Source organism: Streptomyces sp. NPDC096132 (assembly GCF_044763345.1).
Taxonomy (GTDB): domain Bacteria; phylum Actinomycetota; class Actinomycetes; order Streptomycetales; family Streptomycetaceae; genus Streptomyces.
Genome location: NZ_JBIWGA010000011.1, coordinates 127359 through 149613, shown reverse-complemented (window position 1 = coordinate 149613; position 22255 = coordinate 127359). Strand labels below are relative to the sequence as shown.

Here is a 22255-nt window from a genome sequence, read left to right as displayed (position 1 = left end):
TTGCGATGGCTGTTCCGACGGCTGCCGCCCCTCAGCCCCTGCCGCCCAGCCGGGCCCTCAGGCGGCGGGTCGCCGAGTCCATGTGGGCGTGCATGGCGGCCCGCGCGGCACGCGGGTTCTTGGCCCGCACGGCCTTCAGCACGGCCTCGTGCTCATCGAGGCGCCCCTCCCCCGGCCTGCGGATGTTCTGCCGGATCCACACGACCACCAGCGCCTCCAGGCGGGCCTGCAGGCCGGCCAGGGCGCCGTTGTGCGAGGCCTGGGCCAGCGCCCGGTGGAAGGCCAGGTCGGCCTCCAGGTAGCGCTCCGGGTCGTCGTGCTCGGCGGCCATCCGGGCCAGGTGCGCCTCCAGGGCGGTGACGTCGTTGTCCGTCCTGCGGACGGCGGCCAGCTCCGCGAGGTCGACCTCCACGCACGCGCGTGCCTCGAGGAGTTCGTCCATCGTGTGGTCGCCCAGCATCAGCCCCCACTCCAGGACCTGCGGCAACAGGTCCGAGGTGGCGCCTCGCACATAGGTCCCGTCGCCCTGCCGGATCTCCAGGAGTCCCAGCAGGGACAGGGACTTGAGTGCCTCGCGGACCGCGGAGCGGCCCACGCCGAAGGTCTCCGCGAGCTCCCGCTCCGGCGGCAGCCGGTCACCGGCCCCGAGCCGGCCCGAGGTCAGCAGGTGGTCCAGCAGGCGACGAGCCACCTCCACCGCGGGAGCCTGCGGCTCCTCCCGTTCGATCCGCGCAAGCCCGGCCATGGCCGCAGCCCTCCCTGTCTGGCGGTTCACCGGCGCGGCAGGACTGACGCGCACGATCCAAAAGTAAACCAGGCGGAATGGTTGACAGGTTGACCGGTTGCGGTCATCGTCGTCGAAACCAAAGGGAGCAGCACCGGCACCGCCGTCCCAGGCGGAGGCAGCCGCAGGATCCGGTGCTCTCGATGCAGCTGACAGCGCCGTCGCGCCCTCACGAGAAGAGCCCCCATGTTTTCCACCCGTTTCGGCCGAGCAGCCGCAGCGGAACCCGCCCGCAGGCAGTCCCGTCGCAGCGTGCTGCGCGGTACCGCCGCCGTCGGAGCCCTCGCCGTCACCGGCGGCACGCTAGGCGGCTGTACCACCACGGACGCGAACGCCGCCGCGCAGCCGAACCCGCGTACTACCCGGGCTCGTACGAGAAGATCGTCGACGCCTCGCGCCGCGAGAAGAAACTCCTGATCTACTCGAACACCTCACAGACCGCCTGGCAGCCGATCTTCGACGCGTTCACGGCCCACTACCCGTGGCTGGCGGACCTGCGTGCCACCAACCTCGGCAGCTCCGCCGTCTACGAGCGCTACTACAGCGAGGCCGCCACCGGCGGTTCCCCCGCCGACCTGCTGGTCTCCAACGGCGGCCCGCTCTGGGCCGACTACGCGTCCCGTAGGGTCGCGGCGCGTCACAGCTCGCCGGAGAAGAGCCGTCTGCCCGACTGGGCGGAGATGCTGCCCGGCGTCTGGGTGTTCACGACCGACCCCGTCGTCGTCCTGTACAACCGCGAGACGCTGAACACGTCCCAGTACCCGAAGGGCCTGGTCTCCCTGGCGGAGATCGCCGAGGCCAAGCCCTCCCGCTTCCGCGGCAGGATCGGCGTGTACGACCCCACCAACGCCTACGGCTACTCCAGCAACCAGGGCTACACGAGCAGTGTCGCGGGCGGCTGGGAGACCCTCGGGCGCCTGCTGCCCTTCGCCCGCGCGGACCACTCCTCGGGCACCCTCGTGGAGAAGGTCGTCTCCGGTGAGTACGACGCCTCCTTCAACCTCAGCGGCGGTGTCGCCGTCCCGGCCGCCGAGGGCAGCGGCGGGCTGCTGGGCTGGTCGTACTGCGCGGAGGGCACGCTGGTCGTCCCGCGCGCCGCCTCGATCGTGAAGACCGCGCCGCATCCGAACGCCGCCCGTCTCTTCGTCGACTTCCTGCTCTCCGCCGAGGGCCAGGCCGCGGCCGCCAGAGGCGGTCTGACGCCGTACCGCGAGGGCGTGGAGCAGGACGACAGCGACAGCCTCCAGGACATCCGGCGCAAGGTCGGCGCCGACCGCGTGCACCTCTACCGCTACACCGAGGTGCCGAAGGACACGCAGGACGCGTATGTCGAGCGCTGGGAGAAGGCCATGGGCTGACCCGTCACCCCTGTCAACCGCCCTTCCTTCCGTACGGAGCAGCCATGGCCACCCAGACACCCCCGGTGTCCGCCCCGCCGCGCACCCTGCGCGCGGGCGAACTCGGGACACCGCAGTACCGGCGCCTGTTCGGCGCCGGCCGTGAAGTCACCATCCACTGGGTGACGTTCCTCGTCACCGCCGCGCTCGTCCTCGCCCCGGTCGTCCCGATCCTCTACCAGTCGGTGCGCGACCAGCCGCTGTACGCCGCGGGCGGCGCCTTCACCCTGTCGAACTACGTCCACCTCTTCACCGAGGCGGAGTTCGGCACGATCATCCTCGACACGCTCTGCTTCGCGGTCCTGACCACCGTGTTCGCCCTCGTCATCGCCGTACCGATGGCCATCCTGCTGCAGCGGACCAGGTTCCCCGCGGCCCGGCTGTTCGGCCAGGTGCTGCGCTGGCCGATCTACATCTCGCCGCTGGTCCTGGCCTTCGGCTGGATCGTGGTCTACGGCCCGGCCGGCTTCCTGACCACCGCGCTGCGCGAGGGTTTCGGCTGGGTGCCGTGGAACCTCTACACGCTGCCCGGCATGGCCTTCGTCGAGGCCGTCGCGCAGGTTCCGGTCGCCTACCTGTTCTGCGCCAACGCCCTTGCCGCGTCGGACACCTCGCTGGAGAACGCGGCCCGCTCGGTCGGCGCCGGGCCGCTGCGCATCCTGCGGTCCGTCGTCGTCCCCATGCTGCGGCCGCCGATGCTCTACGCCGGTCTGCTGATCTTCGGCACGGCGGTCGAGACACTGTCCATCCCGCTGATCCTCGGCGAGCCCGCGGAGATCACCCTCTTCTCCAGCTTCCTGTACGAGCAGGGCATCGACTCCGTCAGCCCCGACTACGGCCTGCTGGGCGCCGCCTCCACGCTCATCCTGCTGTCCACCGTCGGCCTGGTCGTCCTGCAGTCCCGTCTGCTCAAGCACGCCCAGCGGTTCGTCTCGGTGCGCGGCAAGGCGACCCGCTCGAACCTGCTCGACCTCGGCAGGTGGAAGTGGGCGGGCTTCGCCTTCGTGGGCGTGTACGTCGTCTTCGGCGCCCTGCTGCCGATGATCGCCCTGATCCTGCGCGCGTTCACCACCCTGCTCACCCCTTTGGTGAACCCGCTGAAGCTGCTCACCCTCGACAACTTCCGGCTGATCTTCTCCTACGCGCCGTACACCGAGTCGATCACCAACAGCATCACCGTGGCCTTCGTCGGCGCCATCGCGGTGACCGTGTTCGGCACGGTGGTGGTCCTGGTGGCGCGCCGGTCGGACTTCCGCCTGGCCCGGCTGCTGGAGATCGCCGCGCAGTCCCCGCACGCGGTGCCGGGCCTGATCATCGGTATCGGCTTCTTCTGGGCCTTCGCCTGGACGCCCGGCGGCGACGCGGTCCGCGGCACGCTCGTCGCGCTCGTCATCGCCTTCGGGGTACGGGCCCTGCCGTCGGCGTACGGGGCCATCTCACCGGCGACGATGCAACTCGGCAGCGAGCTCGACAACGCCGCCCGGGTCGCAGGGGCCGACTGGTGGCGGACCGTCTCCCGGATCCTGATCCGCCTGCTGATACCCGCGATGCTCGCCTCCTTCCTGCTCATCTGGACCCAGATGATCCGCGAGTACGCGCCCGCCATGTTCCTCGCGGGAGCCGAGTCGCAGGTCATCGGCACCACCGCCATCGACCTGTGGACCCAGGGCGAGACCGGCTCCGTCGCCGCCCTCGCCACCCTGCAGATCGCCGTCACCGCCGTCGTCGCCGGCCTCGCCGGACTCCTGCTCAAGGGCGGGAAGGAGAACACCCATGCCTGAGCTGGTCGTCGAGAACCTCAAGAAGTCCTTCGGCGGAAACGCCGTCCTGGAGGACGTCAACTTCACCGTCAACGACGGTGAGTTCTTCACCCTGCTGGGCCCGTCGGGCTGCGGCAAGTCCACCACGCTCGCCTGTGTCGCGGGCCTGGAACACCCCGAGTCCGGCACCATCCGCGTCGGCGACCAGGTCTTCTTCGACGGGAACCCGCGCTCCGCGGTGCCGCCGGAGGGCCGCAACCTGGGCCTGGTCTTCCAGTCGTACGCGCTGTGGCCGCACATGACGATCGCCGACAACCTGGCCCTGCCGCTGAAGCTGCGCAAGGTCGCCAAGCCCGAGCAGAAGCGCCTCATCGACGAGGCGCTCGACAAGGTCGACATGCTGCACCTGCGCGACCGTTACCCGCACCAGCTCTCCGGCGGTCAGCAGCAGCGGGTCGCCCTCGCCCGGGGCATCGTGTACGCGCCCGGGGTGCTGCTGCTCGACGAGCCGCTGTCCAACCTGGACGCCAAGATGCGCGACCAGGCCCGGGTCTGGCTCAAGTCGCTCCAGCGCGAGGTCGGTATCACCACGGTCTACGTCACCCACGACCAGGTCGAGGCCATGTCCCTGTCCGACCGCATCGCCGTGTTCATGCACGGCCGCCTCCAGCAGGTGGGCACCCCGACCGAGATCTACGAGACGCCGGCCACCCCGGAGGTCGCGGGCTTCATCGGCCGCTGCAACCTGCTGCGGGGGCGTATCGACGCGGCACCGGCCGAGGGCAGGACCGTCCGGGTCGAACTCGGCACGACCGGGCGGCACTTGATGGTCGTCCGGACGAAGGGTGTCAGCGCGGGCCAGAGCGCGACCGTGGGTCTGCGGTCCGAGCGCATCACCCTCGCCGACCGCGCTGACGTGGCCGGCGACGACGTCAACGTCCTGCGGGCCACGATCAAGCAGTGCTCCTACACGGGCGCCCGCTTCGAGTACCAGCTCACGGTCGGCGATCTCGAGATCCACGCCGAGAGCACCGTCCGCCACGAGGGCGAGGAGATCAACCTGCTGATCCGGCCCGAGGACTGCCTTCTGTACCCGGCAACAGCCTGAACCGTCCGGTCACTTCGACACCGAGGAGACTTCTTCTAGAAGGAGTACGCCCGGCCCATGCCCGCGGGGGGAGTCCGGTTCCTGGACAACGCCTGGTACTTCGGTACCGACTACCTCGGGCTGGTGATCGTCCGCACCCCGGACGGGCTGATCATGCTCGACGCGCTGACCACCCCGGACGACATGCGCACGCAGTTCCTGGACCAGGCCGCCGCCGCGGGCCTGGATCCCGGGGACATCCGTTGCGTCTGCCTGTCCCGAGCGTACGTAGGCCCCGCTCCACTCCGCGTGGGGCGGGGCCTTCCGACACGGGCCGGTGGGGGCACGAGCGGCGCCGGTCGGCGGCGAAGGGGTGCGCGCTTGCCAACGCTCCGGACGACTGGTCTACCGGATCGCCGGTAGGTAAATAGAATCCAGCCATTACGTCCATACCGAAGCGAGGAATTCCATGGCCGAACTCTCGAGGATCACCGTCGAGCCGCGGGAGCCGCTGGCTGCCGAGGTCTCCCGGCGCCTGATCGACTACCTGATGTCCGGCGAGGTGCAGCCCGGCGACCGGATCCCCTCCGAGCGGCAGCTGACCGAGATGCTCGGCGTGAACCGGCCCACCGTCCGTGAGGCGATCAAGTCCCTGGGCTTCCTCGGCCTGCTGGAGATCCGTCAGTCCAGCGGCACCTACTTCCGCGGAACCGACTCCGACGTCCTCTACCGCCTCTTCGAGCTCGGCCTCGTCCTGGGCGAACGCGGCGCCCGCGACATGCTGGAGGCCCGCGCCGAGCTGGAGGTCGTGGTCGCCGGCCTGGCCGCCACGACCCGTGACGAGGCCGGGGTGGAACTGCTGCGCGCCAGGCTCGCCGCGATGCGCGAGTGCCCGGACGAGGAGTTCGCCGAGGCGGACACCGCCTTCCACGCCGCGCTGGCCGAGCTGGCGGGCAACGTGGTGCTGCGGGACATGCTCCGGGGGATGCGCGCGATGATCCAGCGCGGCTGGGTGCGGCGCACCGGCGCGGTACGGCCCCGCGAGGTCGCCTACGCCGATCACGTGCCGATCTTCGAAGCGGTCGAGAAGGGCGACGCCGACGCGGCGCGCGCCGCGATGGCCGCCCACATGGAGGGCGCGTCCCGACGCCTCAGGGAGGCCCTGGAGCAGCGCGAGGGCAGCTGACGGAGCCCGGATCCGCACGGGAGGGCGATACACCCGCGCGGCCCCATGAGAGCAACCGGTTGACCGGTTGACCGAATCTCTCTACAGTGGCGGCGAGGCAGAAACGACCCTGCCGTGCCCCGCCCAGGCCCTTCCAGACTTCGGTCCACCGCCCCGCGCCGACCGGAACAGGCCCAGGCGGCAGCTCAGTTAGGCTCCCCGCCTACCGGAAGAGGAAGAAACCCCGGTGATCGAGCCCCGACCCCTGGTCGCCCTGATCCACGCCGTTCCGTCCGGCGCCCGTATCGCCCAGCAGACCTTCGCCCGCGCATTCCCCGAGGCCCGTCTCTGGAACGTCCTCGACGACCGTCTCCTGGACGACGCCCGGGACGCCGGCGGCCTGACCGGCTCCCTGCGCCGCCGTATGCTCCGCCTGATCGGCCACGTCATGGACGCCGGTGCCCAGGGCCTGCTGCTGACCTGCTCCTCCTACGGCGAGGTGGTGGACACCGCCCGCACCCTGTGGGACGCGCCGATCCTGAAGTCGGACGAGGCGATGTTCAAGGCCGCGCTGGCCGGTCCGTACGACCGGATCGCCGTGGCGGCCTCCACTCCCCCGGCCGTCCCGGCGGCCGTCGCCCAGCTCGAGGCGCTGGTCCCGCTCGTACGGGGCGGCCGCCCGCTGCAGATCACCACCGTGCTCAGCGAAGCCGCCGCGCGGGCCACCGGCCCCGCAGCGACCGCCGACCGGCTCGCCGACGCCCTCCGCGCGGGCGGCGGCGACTCGGCGCAGGCCGTGCTGCTCGCCCAGTACTCGCTGACCCCGGCCCGTGACGCCCTCGCCGAACTGATGGGCCTGCCCGTGCTCGACGGGGCCGGCGCCGCCGCCCGCGAGCTGCGCGCCCTGCTCCTGGGCGAGCGGGCCGCATCCGAGGCGGCGGTGTCATGACCGGCCCCCTGCCCTGGCCGACCGCCTACACGGTCTCCTCCGACGACTGCCGCACCCCCGTCCCCCTGGGGTACCAGGCACCGTTCGCCGAGGCCGCCGAGTGTCTGGCCGAACTCGGCTACACCGGCCTGGAGGTACAGGTGCGCCGGGTGAGCGAGCAGGACGCCCCCGCGCTGACGGCGGCGGCCGACGCCGCAGGTGTGCGCATCCTGGCCGTCGGCACCGGACCCGTCGCCGCCCAGGACCGCCTCACCCTCACCGACCCGGCCCCCGACGTACGCCGGCACGCGCTGGACCGGCTGCTGGGTGCCGCCCGCCTGGCCGGGGCGCTCGGAGTGCCGCTCACCCTCGGCCAGGCACGCGGAAGGCTTCTTCCCGGCCTGGAGGACATGCAGCGGACCTGGGCCGAACGCGCCGTACGGCGGCTGGCCGACGAGGTCCGCGCCCACGACGGCCGGCTCCTGCTGGAGCCGCAGAACCGCGAGACGACGTCCCTGTGGAACACCCCCGAGGACGCTCTGGCCTTCGCCGCCGGCCTGGACGCCCGCACCGGCCTGGTGCTGGACACCTTCCACCTGGAAGCCGAGGGCCTCGACGTCCTGGAAGCGGTCCGCGCCCATGCCCCGGTCACTGGATGCGTGCAGCTCGCCGCTCCCACCGGCCGCGGCCCGCTGGGCGTGGGGGACCACCGCCTCCCCGGCCTGCTGCGCGGTCTGCGACAGGCCGGTTTCACCGGCTGGCTGACCCTGGAGCACACCCAGGACGGTGACAGCCCGAGGGCCGCGGCCCGTTCCTGGACCGCGCTCGACGACGCGGCCGCCCCCCTGACCCGACCCCCGTCCCCGCTCCCCTCCTGCCCCGAACAGCAGCCGACGAAAGAGGAACCCGCATCATGAGCACCAGCTACCGCCTCGGTGTCCTGGAAGGCGACGGCATCGGCCCCGAGATCGTCCCCGCCTCCGTCGAGATCGCCACCGCCGCCGCCCGGGCCGCCGGCGTGACCGTCGACTGGGTCACCCTCCCGCTGGGCGCCACCGCCATCGAGACCCACGACACCCCCGTCCCGGAGGAGACCAAGCAGGCCCTGGCCGACCTGGACGGCTGGTTCCTCGGCCCGCACGACTCGGTCGGCTACCCCGAGCCGCACAAGTCGGCCCTCAACCCCTCCGGCACCCTGCGCAAGCACTTCCAGCTGTTCGCGAACATCCGCCCCGCCAAGAGCTTCCCCGGGGCCAAGGCCGTGTGCGAGAACGCCGACCTGGTCATCGTCCGTGAGAACACCGAGGGCTTCTACGCCGACCGCAACACCTACGCCGGCACCGGCGAGTTCAGCCCCGTCGAGGGCGTCGCCATCGCCATGGGCATCATCACCCGGGCCGCCACCGAGCGCGTCGCCCGCGTCGCCTTCGACCTCGCGCGCTCGCGCCGCAAGAAGCTGACCATCGTCCACAAGGCCAACGTCCTCAAGCTCACCACCGGCCTGTTCCGCACGGTGTGCCAGGAGGTCGCCCGGGAGTACCCGGACGTGCGGGTCGACGACTTCCACATCGACGCCATGACCGTCCACCTGGTGCGCCGCGCCCAGGACTTCGACGTCATCGTCACCGAGAACATGTTCGGCGACATCCTCTCCGACCTGGCCGGCGAGATCTCCGGCTCGCTGGGCACCGCGCCCTCGATCAACGCCTCCGCCGGCATGGCGATGGCCCAGGCCTCGCACGGCTCCGCCCCGGACATCGCCGGGCAGAACGTCGCCAACCCGGTCGCCATGATCCTCTCCGGCGCGATGCTGTTCGAGTGGCTCGGCGCCCGGCACGAGGACGAGGCCGCCGCCCGCGTCGCGAAGATCATCGAGGCCGGGGTCGCCGAGGCGATCGCCTCCGGCATCTCCACGCGCGACCTGGGCGGCTCAGCCTCCACGACCGAGTTCACCGCCGCCGTCATCAAGGCCGTCACCGCCGGCGCCGGCCAGAACTGACACCCCTGCTCCGGGGCGGGCGCGCCGCGCCGTCCGTCCCGGACATCCGCGCTCCGGGGCAGGCCCGCCGCGCCACCCACCCCCGACACCCACACCCCAAGGCAGGCCCGCCGCGCCACCCACCCCCGACACCCACACCCCAAGGCAGGCCCGCCGCGCCACCCACCCCGGACGGCCGGAGCAAGCCGCCCGTACGCCCCGTCCGTCCCGGACGACCCGCCCGTAGGCCTGCGCCACCCGCGCGACCCCGCCGCACGCCCTAGGAGAAGCCCACCATGTCCCCGCGCATCGGCTGCACAGCCGACGACTTCACCGGCGGCACCGACGTCGCCGCCGCCTTCCGGCGTGCCGGTCTGCGCACCGCTCTGGTCTTCGGCGTCCCCGGCCCGGACACGCCCCTGCCCAAGGACTGCGACGCGGCCGTGGTCGCGCTCAAGACCCGCTCCACCCCCGTCGACGAGGCGATCGCCGAATCCCTGGACGCCCAGCGCTGGCTGTGGGACCAGGGTGTCGCGCAGGTCTGCTTCAAGTACTGCTCCACCTTCGACTCCACCCCCCGCGGCAACATAGGCCAAGTGACCGACGCGCTCCTGGAGAACGCGGGCGCCCGCGTCACCCTCCACTGCCCGGCCTCCCCGCCCAACGGCCGCACCGTGTACCAGGGCCACCTCTTCGTCCACGACCAGCTGCTGTCCGACTCGCCGCTGCGCCACCACCCCCTCAACCCGATGACGGACTCCTCACTGCCGCGCCTGCTGTCCGCGCAGACCCCTCATCCCGTCGGCCTCATCGGCTGGCCGACCGTGCGGCAGGGCGTCGAAGCCGTCCGCGAGGCCCTGATCGCCCACGAGCGGGCCGGCACGCGGCATGTGATCGCCGACGCCCTCTCCGACGACGACCTCGCCGTCCTCGGCGCCGCCGCCCTCGAACTCGCCGTCGTCGCCGGAGCGGCGGGCCTGGCCGAAGGACTCGGCCACGCCTACCCCGCCACCACCCACGCCACCCCGGAACCGCGGCCCCTCGACGGCCCTGCCGCCGTCCTGGCCGGCAGCTGCTCGGCCCGCACCCTGGAACAGATCGCCCACTTCCACGCCGCCGGGCTGCCCTCCCTGCACCTCGACGTCCTCGCGGCCGCCGCCGGACGCGACGTCGTGGGCGAAGCCCTCGCCTGGTACGACGACCAGGATCCCGCCCGGCCCGTCCTGCTCCACGCCTCCGCCCCGCCGGAGGAACTGGCCGCGATCCAGGCCCGGCTGGGTGTCGCCGAAGCCGCCGCCCAGGTCGAGGACCTCCTCGGCTCCCTCGCCGTCCACCTGGTCGAGCGCGGCGTACGCCGGCTGCTGGTCGCGGGCGGGGAAACCTCCGGCGCCGTCACGACCGCACTGAACGTCCGCAGCGTCCTGGTCGGCGACGAGGCCGACCCCGGCGTCCCGTGGACCCACGCCACCACCGAGACAGGCGGCCTCTCCCTGATGCTCAAGTCCGGCAACTTCGGCGCCCCCGACCTCTTCGTCCGCGCCCTGCGCACCCCGGCGGAGCCCAAGTGAGCGGCTACGCCGACGAGTCCGCCGCCCGGGCCCTCGTCGTCGCCACCGCACGGTCCCTCTTCGCCCGCGGCCTGACCCACGGATCCACCGGCAATCTCTCCGTCCGCCTGGCCGACGGCACCCTCCTGCTCACGCCCACCGGCGCCGGCCTGGGCACCGTCACCGAGACCGACCTCTCCCGCGCGGATGTGCAAGGCCGTCGGCTCGACGGCCCGAAGCCCACCAAGGAAGCGTTCCTGCACGCCGCCTTCTACCGGGCCCGCCCCACCGCCCACGCCGTCGTCCACCTGCACTCCACCTACGCCGCCGCCCTCTCCACCCGCGCCGACCTCGACCCCGAGGACGTGCTGCCGCCCCTCACCGCCTACTACGCCATGCGCGTCGGCACCCTCCCTCTGCTGCCCTACCACGCCCCCGGCGACACGAGCCTGGAAACCCTCGCCGAGCGGACCGCGCGCACCCACCACGCCGTCCTGCTCGCCAACCACGGCCCCGTCGTCGCCGCAGCCACCCTGGAGCAGGCCGCCGACGCCGCCGAAGAACTGGAGGAGACGGCCAAGCTGTTCTTCCTCCTCCACGGCCACCCCACCCGTCCCCTCACCCCCGAACAGGCTGCCCTCACCACCACACGGTGAGCATGAGCAGCAGGAACAGCAGGACCGCGACGCAGGTCATCCCCAGGAAGAAGATCCGCCATCGGTCGTCCGACGGCAGTGCCCGCTCGGCCTCCGCCCGTGCCTGCCGGCGGTCCGCTCTGCGGCCCCGTGGTGCGCGCTGTGGCTCCGGTAACTCCCCCGCGCCCGCTCTGTGGAGGTACTGCACCAGCTCCCACCACGCCTCGGAGGGGAGGTTCGGCACACCGTAGGCGGGCGCGAAGGCGATCAGCCGCAGGAAGTGGCGCTCCACCGGGCCGTCCTCCTTGCACGCGTCACGGATCAGGCTCACCAGGTGTTCCGCGAGGGGTTTGTACCCGACGTACGGCAGCACGGCCCAGTGGAGCAGCCAGAACGCCGTCTCGGCGGCGCGGCGCGGATCCTGCCCGTCCGCCCCCTCCCTGCCCGCGCGTCGGTCGTGGCGCAGGTACAGCCGTTTCCACAGCAACCGACGACCGAGGTAGCGGGCCTGCCAGAGGGTGCGCCGTCGCGTGCCGGAGGCCAGGGCCTCCAGGAGACGGTCGACCTTCTGACGCGACAGGTCCGGGGTGTCCAGCCGGGTGAGCAGCACCGCGTCGGACGCCCCGCCGTGGCCGCCCGCCGGTGCCGGGCGATCGTGCCCGCCGCGCGGGAGGACGCCGTTGGCCACGCCGCGGGCCAGGGTGAGGGGCTCGGGCAACGGCCGCAGTGGTTCGTCGGGCAGATACGGCGACGGGGCCTCGTTCGGCTCGTCCCCCGTGGGCCGTACGGCCTGCGGGTGCGCGCCGACCACCGGGGCACCGTCGTCGTCGCTTCCCTGCGGCGGTGTCGGGGCGGGCAGGGGCGAGGGCGCGTGGAGCTGCCCGGCGGCCGACTGGTCGTGGTACCAGTCCGCGACCGGATCGACCTGACCGGACCCGGTTCCGTCGAACCCCGCTCCGGCTTCCCCGGCAGGGGCTGCCGTAGGTGCCGGGCGGTCGTCCGTGTCGTACGCCCAGCCGCCGGGCTGCGGGAGAGGCGTCTCCAACAGTCTCGTCAGGGTGCGCAGCCGGTCCCCCGTCGGCAGCGCGGCCCCGGTGGGGCACTGGGACAGCACGCGGCGGACCTCGGCGGCCTTGATCGGCTCGGGCAGGAACCTCCGCACCAGTTCCGCCGCGATGTACTGGGCCTCGTCGTCCGGTGCGCTGCGCAGTGCGATCCGCTCCAGGCGCAGGTCCTCGACGGCCGAGGTCCGCCAGTGCGGTACGCCCATGACGCGCAGCGCGTGGCTGTCGGTGGTGTCGTAGGTCGCGTAGGTCCAGAAGTCCCGCCCGAGCCAGCTGCCGAAGATGCCGCACAGCCCCCAGATCAGCAGCGGTGTGTCGTTGGTGTGCTCGGCCGAGAACTCCGGGATGCGTACCGACATCAGATGGTCCGGGGTGCGCAGCAGTTGGGCCGCGACCGCGGCGAGCGGTTCCCGTACCGTCCCCACGCGTGCCGTGAACCGCTGCCAGGCCGGCTCGGCGGCGTGCTTGAGGTCGTCGAGCCCGAGGGTCGGCAGGCTGCGGGCGGGGTCGGCGTCGTACAGGCCGTCCGAGGGGCCTGGGAGCGGGAGTTGACCGAGTGTCAGGCACAGTCTGGCCTTCAGGACGTCCCGGTTCCCGATCAGCGCGTGCGACTCCGTGCTGGCCCTGCCGTGGGCGTCGGGGCCCCGCCGCCGGTTGATGACGACGACCTCGCCGTTGCCCGGACGGACGTGGCGGACCTGGCTCGGCTGCCCGGTCCCCTCCGTCTGGAGCAACGGCGCGAGCTCCTCCCGCAGTTCCTCGGCGCGGGCCCGCTCGCACGAGTACGCCACGGCGGTGATGCCCGTGCCGGTTCGGCCGCGGTTGCCCTCCCAGCGGAAGACGATCTGGTCCAGTCTCTGCTCACCCTCATGGTTCACGACGCGTCACATCCCCACCCCGGACGGCCGCCGTGATGCGGGGTCGCCCAGCACGCCGCACATGGCGAGGATCGACAGCAGCGGGCCCAGTACACGCCGGGACCGCACCCCGTGCGGGAAGTAGCCGTTGGTGGGCTGGCCACCGGTGGCCGAGGCGAAGTGCAGGCTGCACCGCAGCGCGCTGTCGAAGGGGCGCAGCCAGGCCGGCGCGGCGTGCCGGCGCAGAAAGGCGTACACGTCACGGCTCTCCTCACGCAGCCGGTGCGGGTCGAACGGCGGCGTCGTGGGCCGGCCGAGCCAGCGGTCGACGGGGGGCTCGAAACGCAGCAGATCGGCCTTGCCCACCACCAGCGCCGTGGCCACGTCGAGGTACGCCCCCGTGCGCGGCAGCCGGTCCAGCACCGTCTCGAAAGCGGGGTCGCTCCTGCTGACGACGAGCCGGTACTGATCGCGGGCCTCGTCGAGCTGCGGCAGCGCGCAGGCCAGCAGCGGGTCCACGACGAACACCAGGGCGTCGACGCCGAGCAGGAAGCGCAGCAAGGTGTCCGTCCGGACCAGGTCCTCGCCGCCGAGGTCGAAGAACGCCACTGGTCTGACCTGGCCGTCCGTCCCCGTCAGGAGCAGCGCCTCGACGAACTCGGCGAACGGGGTCTGCCCGGTGGACTCCAGTTGCTTGCCCTCCCGGAGCAGGGCCACCCGGTCCCGTATGAACTCCGAGTGGTCGGCGGGGTTGACCGACTGCCAGCGCACTCCGTACGGCTCCAGGCCGCCGTCGGTGATCTCGGCGACCATCTGGGTCAGCAGATGGCTCTTGCCGGTGCCGGAGGTGCCGACCATGGCGACGGTCAGGGGGCGGCCGTGGGTGAGGTAGGGGACGGGGATGTAGTGCGCCTTGACCCCGTCGGTGTTGCCGCACAGCTGGAAGGCGCCGCGCAGGAGGTCGGCGCGCCGCAGCGGATTGGTGTGCCGGGCGAGGTCGAGGCGCTCGAACCGGAGCTTCTCGTTGCGCACGTGCAGGGCCCGTTCGTCGTAGACGACGATCTCGAGGCAGTACGGGCACATCACCTGGCCGGGTTCGAGCCGTGCCGATGTGCTGTTCACCGGCGCCCCCTTCCGCTTCTGCCGCGATCACGTTCGGTGCTGCCGCCCAGCCAGCCACGTCGGGGGGCCCGTTCCCCGTCGGCCGAGCCAGGGCCCCGGCCGGGCCGGACCGGCCCGCCGGGACCGGTCGTGGCGTCCGGGCCGTGGAGGTGACCGGGGCTGTCGGCGTGGCCCGGGTCGCCGGCGTGGCCCGGGTCGTCGGGGTGGCCGAACCCGTCGGCGCCGGCGGCCGCTCGCTTGCGGGCGAGAATCGTGTCGAACTCCCGTCGGTGCGGTTCGAGGGGGTCGGGGCGGGCGGTGACCATGGCGGCCGGATCGGAGTCCGGCATGATCAGCCCGAGGAGATGGGCCGCCGTCGGACGGTCCTCGGCGCGGGACGCGAAGGCTCCGCCGAGGGTCTGGGCCAGCGAGCGGTACGCGTCGAGGTCCGCGGGAGGCCCGTCGGGCCTGCCCTGGCGGCCGGCCACGAGCTGGTACATGAGCTGGGCGGTGCTCCACAGGGCGTCGCGGGCGTCGGTCTCACCGGCGCCGGACCGTTGTTCGGGCGAGGCGTAGGGAGGGACTCCCCACGGAGTGCGCGGGGTGCCGATCCGCACGACGGCCCCCAGGTCCCAGAGCTGGGCCCGTTCTCCGTCCCACCGGACGGCCGCGGGCACGATGCCGCGGTGCACCAGTCCCAGGCTCTCCAGCAGCCGCACCGCGAGCACCAGGTCGCGCTCGATGATCCGCTGATCGCTGGTGGAGATGCCGTGGGCGAGACCGGTTGCGGGTTCACCCCGCGGCTCGGAGTAGATCAGGAAGGGTTCGGCGGCGTCCATGTCGTAGCCGACCGGCACCGGGAACAGCCCCTGGTACGGGCCACCGCCGAAGGCCCGGTGGATCATCAGGGCGGCCCCCACCTCCGTCTCCAGGGTCAGGTACTCCTGCTGGTCGGACGCGTCGGCGACGGACAACCGCACCTGTACGCCCTTCCAGGCGTCGCCGAGCAGCACCTCGCGCGCCAGCAGGGGCGGGCGGACGACCCGCCGGAGATCGGGCCCGAATCGGGTGGGCACCCGGTGGCGTCTGCCGCCGGGGGTGGTGAAGGAGAGGTCGGGAGGCATGTCGAGGCTGCCCCTCGGCGGACGGAAGTCCTGGGCGGCCGTGCCGTGCCCCGCGGCCCCTGCCGGCCGGTCGCTCACACGCCCTCCTCGTACCAACGCCGGTCCCGGGCGGCGGCCGGCCCCTCCTCGGCCCACTCCCGCAGCCGGACGGACGTCACCACGCCGAGCCGGAGGGGGACGAGTTTGAGCAGTCCGGCGTACCGGCCGGCGGGTGTCCACACGGACCGGCTGTGCACGCCCTCGGACACGACGACCGGGGCCTGCCGGGACTCCCGGGTCTCGGTGCCCGCTCCCTCCTGTCCGTCCGTGGCCTTCCAGACGGCCCGCGGTGCGAAGCTGATCCACTCCACGGTGTGGGGGTCCCGGCTGAGCAGCGGTGCCTGGTCCTCCGAGGCCAGGTCCACCATCCGGCGGCCCTGGGGATCGGGCTCGATCGCGTCGGCCACCCGCTGGTGCCCGATGCCGAGCAGGCCCTCGGCGCTGCCGCGCCGGTCCGCGGAGCGGGTGTACGGCGGGGGCGAGACCACGCCCTGGGTGAACAGATGACGACGGGTCACCTCGAACATCTGCCGGATCCGCTGCTCCACGTCGGTGAGCGCGCCGGTCCCGGCCTGTCCCCGGGCGACGACGCCCCAGGAGGGACCGAGGGCGTGCACGAGGGTGTCGGTGAGGTCGTCCACGAGGGTGTCGACGAGATGGGGGCCGCCGTCGCCGGCCTCCCGGTCCAGCCAGCGCGGGCCGTCGCCGGACAGCGCGCCGGGCCCGGGTGCCGGCCGGTGGGCGGAGGCGGTGCCCGGGTGCGTCCCCGACGCGGCGGGTCCCCGCTCCGGCTGGTCGGCCGGGGACGTCCGGCTGTAGGGATCCGGCGCGGGCATCCAGTCGGGCCGCTCGTGGCCGCCCGGGAAGCCCGCGGCGGGGCCCGGCGCGGTGACCTCGTGGTCGGGTTCTTCCCAGCCGCCGCCCGCTGTCGCGGAGGCGCGCTCGGACTGCTCCGGCCGGCCGTCCAGTTCCTCGGCGCTCGCCGCGGCGCCGCGCAGCACCCCGGCCACCATGCGGGCGGCGTCGGCGCAGTGGAGGCGCTCGTCGGCGGCCCAGCGCTGCCGGAACACCGCCTCCGCGAGCAGCGCGTCCAGGCCGTCCAGGGCCCGTCGGGCGTCGTCCGCGCCGGTCAGGTCCCACCAGGCGTCCACCGCGCGCCGCCAGCGGACGAGTACGAGGAAGAACGCGAGCCCCACCCCGCACAGGGCGCCGAGCAGGGCCGCCCAGGACGGCACGCTCCACACGCGGGTCAGCAGGTGCCCGCCCGCCGCGCCCACTGCCGCCGCCGCGATCCGGGCGGCGGCTCCGGCCGGCATCGAGCCGGGGTGGGCGTGTCCGGGCCGATGGGCCCGGGCGAGCAGGCTGCCGCCGGCGAGGACCGCCAGGACGGCGAGCACGGCGAGCGTGCCGGGCCAGGCGTACAGCGCGGCGAGTCCGCAGGCCACGGCCGTCCCGGCGAGCTGCGCGGGGGTGATCGCGGCGACGCCGAAGTCCTGTTCGGCCGAGACGCGTGAGGGCAGTTCGGGCGGGCAGCGGCGGTCGGCCTCGGTGAGCAGTCCGGCACTGGGGGCGGGTGCCACCTGCTCGGAGAGGGCGGCGAAGCGTTCGGCGACGCTGCGCAGCGCCAGCCGCTCGCCGAGCATGCGTTCCGCCAGCCGCTGGAGCCCCTCCCCCACCGCTTCCCGGCTGCCCGAGTACGGGGGCACGCGGACGCCGAGTTCGGTCAGCAGCAGGGTGGACTCCGGCGTCGCGGCCGTGGCGCCGGGGGCACCGTCGTGCAGGGCCCTCAGGACCAGGGTCCGGTAGCCGTCGAGTTGGTGGGAGGCGGAGTCGAGCGCGGCTTCGGTGTCACGTCGGCCGTTCCCGAGGAGCAGCCCGCCGACTCCGCTGAGCCGGGCCCAGCCGGTGCAGGCCTCGTCGAGGGCGCCGGCGCAGCCCGTGTACGCGCGGTCCGCGGCGCCGCCGGGGGTGCGGTGGCCCGGCACGGGACCGGCGGGGCGGCCAGCGGCGAGTTCGTCCACGGGCTTGGGGAGTTCGATCCGGGACGTGTCGTCGTCCCCGGCGCGCCGGCCGCCCGTGACGCGCTCGCCGGCGAACCGGGTCAGCGCCTCCCGCCAGGCACGTGCCCGCGCGGCACCGGACAGGTCGTGCTCCAGCACATGGACGCCGGGCACGGCCACGGCCTCGGGGAAACGGGCGAGGGTCTCCAGGGTCTCGTCGAACAGCCCGCGCAGCAGATCGACGAGGACGGCCAGCGCCTCGGGGTCGTCGGGACGGACGGGATCCCCGGCGGTGCGGGCCGCGCGCAGGTCTCCCACCCAGAGCAGTCCGGCGTCGGGTCCGTGCAGGACGGCCGGCCGCACGAGGCGGCGCCGGTACGCGGCCGCGGTGTCGGGGGCGTCGGCGGGACGACCGTCGACCTCGTCCTCGTCGTCGGCGTTGTCGGCAGCGGCGGTCCGGGCGTCCTCCGTGTCCGGCAGGTCACCGACGACCAGGCCGAGCAGCCACGCCTTGGCGCCGTAGCCGAGGACCCTCTCGTACAGGCTGTGATGGTCCATCAGCCCGCGCGGGGTGTCGAGCAGCAGGAAACGGTAGTGCCCGTTGGCCGGTTCCGGGCGGCCCTCGGCGCGCAGCTGCTCCTGGACGGCCGCGCGCAGGCCGTCGGGGGTGGCCAGGGTGTGCGCGCCGGAGCGCAGGTCCAGCACGATGACCGCGTGCGCCGCGCCTGTCGTCCGGCTCACTCGGGGTCACTCTCCCACGGGTCGCGGGCGGGACGGCGCTCGGCCGTGGTGCCGATCGCCGAGTCCGGCGTGGACCGGTCGGGGTCCCGGGTGTCGCTCGTGGTGGTCCAGGGGAAGGCGCCCTCCGTCCGGTCGGGCCAGCCGTCGCCCGCCTCGGCGGGGAACGGCGGATAGGGCGCGAACGACGGTCCGGCGTCCGGCTCCGCGCCGGGTGCCGACCGGTGTCCGCCGTCGCCGTGTCCGCCGTCGCCGCCGTGTCCGTCGTCCTGGTCCGCGGCGGGCCAGGACGAGGCGCCGTACGGGCTCGCCGGTGAGGGGACGGACCGCTCGTCGGAGTCGCCGGTCTCCCAGGGGAAGTCGTCGGGCGCGCCGTTCGGCTCGGCCGTGCGGGCAGGGGGCACCGGGACGACGGGACGGGCCGCGGCGGCGTCCGTACCGACGTTGCGTTCCCAGGCCGCCGACGGGCCGGGGGCGGGGGCGCTGTCCCAGGCCGCCGACGTGACGGTGGCGGGGGCGGAAACCACGCCTTCGTCGCCCGTCGCCGGGTCCCCCGTGAGCCGTTCCGGCCAGTGGGGCTTCTCGGGCCAGGCGTACAGATCGTCACCGTCCTCGGCGGCGGACCGCGGGCGCGGTGCGGACGGCGTCGGGGATCCGGATGGTGCGGCCGGCGTGGGCGATACGGACGGCTCGGCGCCGACCGCCGAAGCGCGGTCGGCCCGCGCAGCCGTCTCGCGGTGGGTGACGGACTCGTCCCGGCGGTCGTGCCGCAGGGGTACGGTCCCCCAGTCGTCCTCGGCACGGCGGCGCGGTGCGTGCGGCGAGGACGGCGGGGACGGCGGGGACGGGTCGGCGGGAGCCGGTGGTTCTCCCAGCACGGTGCTCTCGAGGAGCCGCAGGGTCGGCTGGAGCGCCCGTTTCTCGGTGAAGGTCACGTCCAGGGCGCCCGGAAGGGTCTCGGCCCAGAACTGCCGCAGGGGGCGCATCCATTCGGCCGACCACTGGCCGCTGTGGAGCTCCAGCTTCTCGAGGATCTCCAGCTGGCGCTTGGCGATGTCCTTGACGAACCGCACGTACATCGGGTCGGGGGTGCTGCCGGACAGGGCGAGGCCCTTCGGCTGGACCCTCATCAGGACGCTGCAGTAGTCCTCCACGATGCGTCCCTCGTCGAGCAGTGCCCACCGTTCGTAGGAGCGCAGCAGTCCGGCCCAGCCGGAGATCTCGCCCTGGTAGTCGTCGAGGCGCAGCGTCATGCCGGGGACGTCGGGTCCGTCCTCCTCGTACAGCCGGATCCGGACCCTGCGGGGCGAGTCCATGTCGCCCTCGACCACGCTGACCTGGCCGTTCCACATCGCGCACAGCAGACGGTGCAGGATGTGCCGGCGGTCCTCCTCCGTGCTGGCCAGCCAGTCGTCGCGGTGGCCGAGCCGCTGTCGCCAGGCCAGTACGTCCTCGCTCTGCTCGACGTCCCGGGCCCGCGCCCACCGGCGCAGCACGTTGCGTGCCTCGGGCACCTCGGTGAGGCTCATCTCGCTGCGGAAGAGGACCACCGTGATCGAGTCGGTCTCGACCCCTCGGAACTCGATGGAGCGTTTGCCGTCCCGGGGCAGCAGCAGGGACTTGCGCAGGTAGTCCTCGACGGCGTCCTTGTCAGGGATCGTGGGGTAGACGATGAGGATCTTGAGTGGTCCCCCGCCCTCGGGCACGAACCCGTGGGGCAGCAGTCCCGCGATCTTGAACCGGAACTGTTCCAGCGCGCCCTTGCCGATGTCCTCGGCCGCGTCGCCGACGCCCGCCGCCGCGCTCAGCAGCATGGCCATGGACGGCAGCAGCGGACGTTCGTCGGCCAGCGCGCCGCTCTCGGCGAAGAGCGTCTTGACCCGCTGTTCGATCACGGACTTGACGGTGGCGACCGCCGCGGCGGGATTGCGCCGGCCGACGGCGTGCGCGGCCTGCCAGGCGTCGCCGTCGACGAGTTTGAGCAGCAGCGCCGACTCGTCGTCGTTCTCGCGCAGGTTGACCCGCTTGACGAGCCGTTCCCTCAGGTCGTCGTAGAAGTCCAGCAGGTTGTTCTGCGGGGGCAGCAGGTAGGAGACTCCGGTGCGGTCGTCGTACAGCTCATTGACGTGCTCGTCGAACGCCCGGGGCTCTTGCTCCATGTGCTTGCGGAAGGCCTCGACGAGCAGCGTCACCTCGCTGTTGAGCGCCGCGGCGGCCGGGCGCCAGCGCTGTTCCTGGCGCCGCCAGCCCTCGTGCCACACGGCGCGGCAGCGCCACTGGAACCAGCGGTCCTGTGCCTCGACGGCCGCGGCCACGTCCGGGTCGCCCCAACGCGCCTTCGACAGACCGCCGATGCGGCCCCTGATCCGGGGAACGGCGGGGGGCTGTGGCTCCACGCCCGCCGGACGCCCGGGCTGCCGGCTGCGGTTCTCCAGCATGCCGAGGAAACCGAACACGGTCACCGGGTCCGGGTCGCCCGGCACTCCCTTGATGATCCGGTCCGCCTGGAAGAGGTCGACGGACCGCAGCAGCCGCTCCAGGGCGGGTCGGGGCGCGAACTGCTCGGCCAGGGCGGGCGCGCGGCGGTCCACCTTGCGCCGCAGATCGTCGATCAGTCCCTGCATGTCGCTGATGCGGTCGCGGAGCGCCTGTTCGATGGCGACGCCGCCCCGGGGCAGCGGATCGGGTTCGGGTACCGGCAGTGCTTCCCGGTTCCACAGTTCTTCCAGGCCGGAGTCGGCGAACATCTTGCGGACCGTGCCCGCGTACTCGTGGCTCGCCTTGGCGGCGGGCTCGGTGAGCCGGCGGACCGACATGGCCAGCATCCGGGAGGAGACCAGCTCGGAGAGTTCGTCGATCGGCGCCGTCATGGACGCGACCAGGCTGGTGGAGACACCTCGGTGGCCGATTCCGGACGCGGCCCGCACGGCGCGGTGCAGTCCGCGGTTGATGAAGCTGGCGGCGAACGTCTGGTAGTCGTCGGCGCGGGGACGCGGCCCGCTGCCGTCGCCCAGTTCGGTGCCGACGAGCGACATCACCAGGGAGACGATCGAGCGGCGCAGGTCGTCGGGGCGGATGCCGGCGGTGCGGCTGAACAGGAACGCGGTGGGCACCATGCCGGTGCGCAGCCGGATCGGGTGGACGCCCGGGTACCGGATGTGCAGCGCGGATTCCAGGTCGGTGTCGCCGAGGTCGGACTCGGCGGTGGGCACGTTCTGTTCGTCGATCAGCCGGAACAGGTCCACGACGGCGCGTGCGGCGTTGAGTTCGGCCTCGCGGCCTCCGCCCGCCGAGGTGGGGAACGCGGAGGGCATGACCACCAGTGGGTAGATCCGGGCGCCGGTGAAGTTCTTGGCCCGGAACGCCTCCCCGATCAGATGGAGGTAGTCGAGGAAGATCCCGGCGCCGGTGCCGCCGGCCACGGAGTGGGCCACGAACACGTCGCAGCCGGACATGGGGCCGCCGCCGAGCTGGCTGAGCTCGCCGCCGGACCGGCTGATGGCGTCGATCGCCTGCATCAGCGGGCCCATGACGGGGTCCAGGCCGTTGCGCAGCGTGCCGAACAGGGCCGCGCGGCCGACGGTGGGCAGCTGGCCGGCGCCGTTGCGCAGCGGGGTGACCTTGGGCTCGCCGCCGCGCGGGGGCAGCCAGCCGCTCACCTCGTCCCGCATCACCGCGCGCAGTTCGCGGGTGACCTCCGGGGAGCTGTCGTGGTCGGGGAGCAGGTCGTGGGTGGCGCGGGCGGTCCGGCTGTACGCGGCGCGCAGCCCGGCCTCGGCGCTGAGATGGGGCAGCCTGGCCAGCTCCGACTCGCTGAAGTCGGCGTAGACGAACTGGAGGCACTCGGGGAGCTGGTAGCGCAGGGGGATGCCGAGTCTGGTGAGAGCGGTGCCGTCGGGACCGCACAGCTCGGCGCGCAGCCGTCGTTCCAGCTCGGTTCCGACGAGCCCGCCGGTGCCGCCCAGACCGACGAAGAGCATCGGCTGGAAGATCTTCATGGTGTGGTCCTCCGCCGGGACGGCTGGCGTCCCGGTCGCTGGTGTGGGAGTTC

The 22255-nt window shown here is 73.2% G+C and carries 15 protein-coding genes; 9 read left to right on the top strand and 6 right to left on the bottom strand.

From position 1 onward, the window contains the following. Positions 1 to 31: 31 nt before the first annotated feature. Complete coding sequence (locus tag ACIRF9_RS25895; RefSeq protein ID WP_403826774.1) at positions 32 to 745, bottom strand: FadR/GntR family transcriptional regulator; 714 nt, start codon at positions 743 to 745, stop codon at positions 32 to 34. Positions 746 to 927: 182 nt separating this feature from the next. Here ACIRF9_RS25895 and ACIRF9_RS25890 point away from each other — a divergent pair, with 182 nt between their 5' ends. From ACIRF9_RS25890 to otnC, 9 genes are all read left to right on the top strand, one after another. Further along, on the top strand, positions 928 to 2142 hold the full coding sequence (locus ACIRF9_RS25890; protein WP_403826771.1) for an ABC transporter substrate-binding protein: 1215 nt from the start codon (positions 928 to 930) through the stop codon (positions 2140 to 2142). 44 nt (positions 2143 to 2186) lie between these two features. Continuing rightward, positions 2187 to 3962 (top strand): ABC transporter permease, encoded by a 1776-nt coding sequence (locus ACIRF9_RS25885; RefSeq protein ID WP_403826768.1) that lies wholly within the window; start codon positions 2187 to 2189, stop codon positions 3960 to 3962. Continuing rightward, positions 3955 to 5049, top strand: a complete 1095-nt coding sequence (locus ACIRF9_RS25880; protein WP_403826765.1) for an ABC transporter ATP-binding protein — start codon at positions 3955 to 3957, stop codon at positions 5047 to 5049. The genes ACIRF9_RS25885 and ACIRF9_RS25880 overlap by 8 nt, the downstream gene beginning before the upstream one ends. Before the next feature lie 448 nt (positions 5050 to 5497). After that, positions 5498 to 6214: a FadR/GntR family transcriptional regulator gene (locus ACIRF9_RS25875; protein ID WP_403826763.1), complete on the top strand. Its 717-nt coding sequence runs from the start codon at positions 5498 to 5500 to the stop codon at positions 6212 to 6214. Positions 6215 to 6440: 226 nt separating this feature from the next. Beyond that, positions 6441 to 7142 carry an aspartate/glutamate racemase family protein gene (locus ACIRF9_RS25870; RefSeq protein ID WP_403826760.1) on the top strand — a complete coding sequence of 234 codons (702 nt, stop codon included), beginning with the start codon at positions 6441 to 6443 and terminating at the stop codon, positions 7140 to 7142. Next, on the top strand, positions 7139 to 8038 hold the full coding sequence (locus ACIRF9_RS25865; RefSeq protein ID WP_403826757.1) for a sugar phosphate isomerase/epimerase family protein: 900 nt from the start codon (positions 7139 to 7141) through the stop codon (positions 8036 to 8038). Before ACIRF9_RS25870 ends, ACIRF9_RS25865 begins: the two co-directional genes overlap by 4 nt. Then, positions 8035 to 9120 carry an isocitrate/isopropylmalate dehydrogenase family protein gene (locus tag ACIRF9_RS25860; RefSeq protein WP_403826756.1) on the top strand — a complete coding sequence of 362 codons (1086 nt, stop codon included), beginning with the start codon at positions 8035 to 8037 and terminating at the stop codon, positions 9118 to 9120. The genes ACIRF9_RS25865 and ACIRF9_RS25860 overlap by 4 nt, the downstream gene beginning before the upstream one ends. A 275-nt stretch (positions 9121 to 9395) precedes the next feature. Next, entirely contained in the window at positions 9396 to 10667 is a 1272-nt protein-coding gene (gene otnK, locus ACIRF9_RS25855; RefSeq protein ID WP_403826754.1) for a 3-oxo-tetronate kinase, read from the top strand. Further along, positions 10664 to 11302 (top strand): 3-oxo-tetronate 4-phosphate decarboxylase, encoded by a 639-nt coding sequence (gene otnC, locus ACIRF9_RS25850; protein ID WP_403826751.1) that lies wholly within the window; start codon positions 10664 to 10666, stop codon positions 11300 to 11302. Before otnK ends, otnC begins: the two co-directional genes overlap by 4 nt. Here otnC and ACIRF9_RS25845 read toward each other — a convergent pair. Genes ACIRF9_RS25845 through ACIRF9_RS25825 form a run of 5 tightly spaced genes read right to left on the bottom strand, consistent with a single transcriptional unit; the run spans position 11286 to position 22202 of the window. Continuing rightward, entirely contained in the window at positions 11286 to 13223 is a 1938-nt protein-coding gene (locus tag ACIRF9_RS25845; RefSeq protein WP_403826748.1) for a hypothetical protein, read from the bottom strand. The genes otnC and ACIRF9_RS25845 overlap by 17 nt on opposite strands. Positions 13224 to 13229: 6 nt before the next feature. Continuing rightward, a complete protein-coding gene (locus ACIRF9_RS25840; RefSeq protein WP_403826745.1) occupies positions 13230 to 14324 on the bottom strand; it encodes a hypothetical protein in 1095 nt (364 codons plus the stop codon). Beyond that, positions 14321 to 15505 carry a hypothetical protein gene (locus tag ACIRF9_RS25835; protein WP_403826742.1) on the bottom strand — a complete coding sequence of 395 codons (1185 nt, stop codon included), beginning with the start codon at positions 15503 to 15505 and terminating at the stop codon, positions 14321 to 14323. Before ACIRF9_RS25835 ends, ACIRF9_RS25840 begins: the two co-directional genes overlap by 4 nt. Next, positions 15502 to 18207 carry a hypothetical protein gene (locus tag ACIRF9_RS25830; RefSeq protein WP_403826739.1) on the bottom strand — a complete coding sequence of 902 codons (2706 nt, stop codon included), beginning with the start codon at positions 18205 to 18207 and terminating at the stop codon, positions 15502 to 15504. The genes ACIRF9_RS25835 and ACIRF9_RS25830 overlap by 4 nt, the downstream gene beginning before the upstream one ends. Then, the gene (locus ACIRF9_RS25825) at positions 18204 to 22202 is read right to left on the bottom strand and encodes a tubulin-like doman-containing protein (RefSeq protein WP_403826736.1); all 3999 of its coding nucleotides are present in this window, start codon (positions 22200 to 22202) and stop codon (positions 18204 to 18206) included. Before ACIRF9_RS25825 ends, ACIRF9_RS25830 begins: the two co-directional genes overlap by 4 nt. Between the last annotated feature and the right edge of the window lie 53 nt (positions 22203 to 22255).

What these genes read in the sequence shown, in the direction of transcription:
- ACIRF9_RS25895 (WP_403826774.1), bottom strand. Translation starts at nt 745, where the DNA reads ATGGCCGGGCTTGCGCGGATCGAACGGGAGGAGCCGCAGGCTCCCGCG.
- ACIRF9_RS25890 (WP_403826771.1), top strand. Translation starts at nt 928, where the DNA reads ATGCAGCTGACAGCGCCGTCGCGCCCTCACGAGAAGAGCCCCCATGTT.
- ACIRF9_RS25885 (WP_403826768.1), top strand. Translation starts at nt 2,187, where the DNA reads ATGGCCACCCAGACACCCCCGGTGTCCGCCCCGCCGCGCACCCTGCGC.
- ACIRF9_RS25880 (WP_403826765.1), top strand. Translation starts at nt 3,955, where the DNA reads ATGCCTGAGCTGGTCGTCGAGAACCTCAAGAAGTCCTTCGGCGGAAAC.
- ACIRF9_RS25875 (WP_403826763.1), top strand. Translation starts at nt 5,498, where the DNA reads ATGGCCGAACTCTCGAGGATCACCGTCGAGCCGCGGGAGCCGCTGGCT.
- ACIRF9_RS25865 (WP_403826757.1), top strand. Translation starts at nt 7,139, where the DNA reads ATGACCGGCCCCCTGCCCTGGCCGACCGCCTACACGGTCTCCTCCGAC.
- ACIRF9_RS25860 (WP_403826756.1), top strand. Translation starts at nt 8,035, where the DNA reads ATGAGCACCAGCTACCGCCTCGGTGTCCTGGAAGGCGACGGCATCGGC.
- otnK (WP_403826754.1), top strand. Translation starts at nt 9,396, where the DNA reads ATGTCCCCGCGCATCGGCTGCACAGCCGACGACTTCACCGGCGGCACC.
- ACIRF9_RS25825 (WP_403826736.1), bottom strand. Translation starts at nt 22,202, where the DNA reads ATGAAGATCTTCCAGCCGATGCTCTTCGTCGGTCTGGGCGGCACCGGC.